This window comes from Marinimicrobium sp. UBA4509, assembly GCF_002388575.1.
Taxonomy (GTDB): Bacteria; Pseudomonadota; Gammaproteobacteria; order Pseudomonadales; family Cellvibrionaceae; genus Marinimicrobium; species Marinimicrobium koreense.
Window position 1 is genome coordinate 9,051 of the sequence record NZ_DGMV01000022.1, and the last position, 4,201, is coordinate 13,251.

The 4,201-nt window shown below is 61.1% G+C and carries 3 protein-coding genes; all 3 read left to right on the top strand.

Annotated elements, in window-relative coordinates:
- The coding region (locus B3520_RS02365; protein WP_286875325.1) for an LPS-assembly protein LptD at positions 1 to 2,368 on the top strand (2,368 nt) is incomplete at its 5' end.
- Between the two features lie 22 nt (positions 2,369 to 2,390).
- Positions 2,391 to 3,695: a peptidylprolyl isomerase gene (locus B3520_RS02370; protein WP_123638055.1), complete on the top strand. Its 1,305-nt coding sequence runs from the start codon at positions 2,391 to 2,393 to the stop codon at positions 3,693 to 3,695.
- Positions 3,692 to 4,201 (top strand): 4-hydroxythreonine-4-phosphate dehydrogenase PdxA (locus B3520_RS02375; protein ID WP_286875327.1); only part of this gene is annotated, 510 nt, incomplete at its 3' end. The genes B3520_RS02370 and B3520_RS02375, both read left to right, overlap by 4 nt.

Consider the following 4,201-nt stretch of genomic DNA (forward strand, 5'->3'; position numbering starts at 1 on the left):
CGGCTGCTGTGGGGCCTATATGGCGCCTGCGCGCGACGATGCGGACGCCCAGGTGCCGCCGGATGAGGCGGCCACCCGACTGAGCGCGGATCGCTCCGAATCCCGCGGGCAGACCCACCACACCCTGGAGGGTGATGTCAGGGTAAGCCAGGGAACCCGCAGCCTGCGGGCGGATCGGGCGGAAGTGGACCAGACCACCCGCGATGCCCAGGTGTCCGGGGATATCCAGATCCGGGAGCCGGGTGTTCTGCTGCGTAGCGAGTCGGCCCAGATGAACCTCGACAGCGGTGATGCCGAGCTCGACGACGCCCGCTTTGTGCTCTACGAAAGTCGGGTGCGGGGGAAAGCCGATCGGCTGACCAAACTGGGCGATCATTTTATCGGTCTGGAAGACAGCGCCCTGACCACCTGTGAGCCGGGCAGCGATGCCTGGAGCCTGAAAGGGCAGGCGATCAACATTTATCCCGAACGCCACTATGGCACGGCCAAGCACGCCCGCATGGAAGTGTTCAATGTGCCGGTATTCTACGCCCCCTACCTGCGCTTTCCGATCGACGATCACCGTCAGACCGGGTTTCTGTTCCCTTCACTGGGGGAGAGCCGACGCAACGGGTTCGAGGCCTCGATTCCGTTTTACTGGAATATTGCCCCGAACCTGGATGCGACCATTACGCCGGAGTACATGTCCAAGCGCGGAACGCTCTGGGGGCTGGAAACCCGACATCTGTCCCGGCACTTTGAAACCCGGGTGAGCGGCGGTTTTCTGGACGAAGACGAGAACCCCTACAGCGGGGCGCAGCGGGATGTGAGCGATGAAGAGGGCGATGACCTCAACCCCTACTTCGGCGAGTCGCGCTGGCAGTATCAGATACTGCAGCAGGGCGGTGCGGGGCAGCGCTGGAGTACGGAAATCGACTACACCGCAATCAGCGACAACGATTACCTGCGCGACCTGAACAGCAGCGGTCTGGATGTAAACCGGACCGCCCAGGTGGCCAAGCGGGCCCGGGCCGCCTACCAGGGGGATCACTGGTTGCTGGGCATCAAGGGCGAGGAGCTGCGCGCGCTGAGCACCGCCAAATGGCCGCACCGGGAACTGCCCCGGATCAATGCCGACGGTCGCTACCAGTGGGGCAACTGGGTTCTGGGGCTGGACAATGAGTACACCTACTTTGACGTGAACAGCACCTTCGAGAATGATAACCCGGAGTTCATCGATAACCTGCTGGTGGGTGAGCGGTTCCGCACCGATTACAGTTTGACCTGGGACAAGGACTGGGTGTGGGGCTTTTTCAAGCCGAGCGCGATTGTCAAAAGTCTGAGCTATCAACTGGACGAAGATCGATTGGCGGAAGGGGCTGAGCCCGACCCCAGTCTGGTGGTACCCCAGGGCACACTCGATATGGGGCTGTACTTCGAGCGGGATGGCCAGCTGTTCGGCAAGGGGTTCCTGCAGACGCTCGAGCCCCGGCTGTTCTATTTTTACAGTGACTTTGAAGATCACAGCGACCTGTTCGGCGTGAGCCGGAACAATCGTCCGGTGCTGTTTGATGCCAAGCCGCTGACTTTCCAGTACAACCAGCTGTATCGCACCTCCCGTTTTGCCGGCGGGGACCGGATCGAAGACGCCAATCAGCTTTCCGTGGGGCTGACCAGCCGGTTTATCGACCCCCTGACCGGGGTGGAGCAGATGAGCCTCAGCGTGGGGCAGATTTTCTATTTCTCCGATCGCCGGGTCGGTCTGAACACCCCAGACCTTGAGTATGACCCCGAGGAGAATCCGGACGCGGAGCGCCCCGAGGAGACCTACGAGCGTTCCGAGCTGGCCGGTCAGTTCACCGCCCGGGTGGGCGATCGGCTCAACATCAACGCCAATGTGGCCTACAACGAGTTTGAAAGCCAACTGGGCAGCGCCAATGCCAGTATCCGCTATATGGACCAGGCCGACCGGATCATGCACCTGGGCTACCGCTACACTCACCGGCCGCCCTCTCCGGGCCTGGAAGACCCGACCGCGGTGCAGGAGCGGGCCCTGGATCAGGTGGATTTTGCCTTCCACCTGCCTGTGGCGGCGCAGTGGAGCCTGGTCGGGCGCGCCAATTATGACTTTACCTATGAAAAGGAACTCGATACCTTCGTCGGACTCGAATACAACGACTGCTGTTACCGGGTCCGGCTGCTGGCCCGGCGCTGGCTGGACTTCGACTACACGCCGAACTTTCTGGAGCGGGTAGACGCTGACGATTACGATCAGAGCATCATTTTTGATTTTCAATTCAAGGGTCTGGGCAGCATCAACCGCAAGGTCAATGATCTGCTAGAGAAAGCCATTCCGGGCTACGGCGTCCGGGACGGTTCGATCCGCTAACCATTAGAGATAACTGACTGTTATGCAAGCAAACCGGATTACCCAACGTCTGATTCCCGCTGTTCTGGCGTTGTTGCTGGCCAGCCCGCTGGCGCTGGCAGAAACCGAAATGCTCGACCGCGTAGTGGCCATCGTCGGAGAAGACGTGGTGCTCGAAAGCGAGCTGGAAGAGCGGCTGGCGTCCATCAAGGCGCGTATTCAGCAATCGGACAGCAATCAGAATCTGCCCCCGGACAGCGTATTGCGGGACCAGATTCTGGACCAGTTGATTCTCGAGCGTCTGCAGATGGAAATGGGGCGCCGGTTCGGCATTGAAGTGTCCGATCAGCAACTGGATCAGACCATCGCGCGCATCATGCAGACCAACAACCTGACCGAAGCGCAGCTGCGCGCCGACCTGGAAAGCCAGGGGCAGACGCTGGAGGGCTTCCGGGACCAGATTCGCCGGGAGATGTGGGTCAACCAGATCCAGCAGGCGGTGGTGAACAGTCGGATCGACGTCAACCAGCAGGATATTGAAAGCTTCCTGGCCTCCACCGATGGCAAGTTTGCCACCTCCCCGAATTACCGCCTGGGTCATATCCTGCTCTCGGTGCCCAGCAGTGCCAGTGACGAAGAGGCCTCTGAGGTGCAGGAAGAGGCGGAGCGCATCCGTCAGGAACTGGTGGACGGCGCCGACTTTGAACAGATGGCCATCACCCACTCCAACGACGCCAACGCCCTGCAGGGCGGTGAAATTGGCTGGCGCAAACTGGAGCAACTACCGGAGCTGTTTGCCGATGTGGTCGCGGGACTGGAAGAGGGCGATGTGTCCGAGCCGGTGCGCAGTGGTGCCGGCTTCCATATTCTGAAAGTGCATGAGACCCGCAGCAACACCGGCAACAGCATGGTGGAGCAGACCAAGGCCCGACACATTCTGATCAAGACCTCGGAAATTGTCGACGATGCCGCTGCCGAGCAGAAACTCACCGAGTTGCGCGAGCGGGTGCTCAACGGTGAGAGCTTTGCCGACCTGGCCCGGGAGCACTCCGAGGATATCGGCTCCATGCTCCAGGGCGGCGATCTGGGCTGGACCATGCCCGGCCAGATGGTTCCCGCCTTTGATCAGACCATGAACGAGACCGATGTGGGTGAGGTCAGTGAACCTTTCAAGAGCCAGTTTGGCTGGCACATCCTGACGGTCGAAGATCGCCGCGAGCAGGACATGAGTGAACAGATGATCCGCAATCAGGCCGCAAACATGCTGCGCGAGCGTCGCTTCGACGAAGAGCTGCAGACCTGGCTGGCGGAAATTCGGGAAGAGATTTACGTGGAAGAGAAGTTGTGACCGAGGCTCGTAACCCTTTACGCCTGGCGCTGACGCCGGGCGAACCGGCCGGGATCGGGCCGGATCTGGCGGTCCAGTTGGCCCAGACCGAACGCGCCGATGAAATTGTGGTGATCGCGGACCCGGCACTGTTGCAGGACCGGGCCCGGCAACTGGGACTGCCTCTGACTGTCCGTGAATTCAATCCCGCCGATGTGGCGCAACCCCAGAGACCAGGGGAGCTGACCGTCGCTCCTGTGCCCCTGCGCGCGCCTTGTGAGCCTGGCGTACTGAACCCGGCCAACAGCGCCTATGTGTTGCAGACCCTGGACTTTGCCATCGCCGGCTGTCAGGCGGAGACGTTTCAGGGACTGATTACCGGCCCGGTGCACAAAGGGGTGATCAATGAAGCGGGTATTCCGTTCAGTGGTCACACCGAATACCTGGCGGACAAAACCGGTACTCCCCGGGTGGTGATGATGCTCGCCACCGAAGGGCTGCGAGTGGCGCTGGCGACCACACACCTG

Bases quoted from the DNA above. Each gene is read 5' to 3' on its own strand.
- B3520_RS02370 (WP_123638055.1), top strand. From the start codon at position 2,391: ATGCAAGCAAACCGGATTACCCAACGTCTGATTCCCGCTGTTCTGGCG.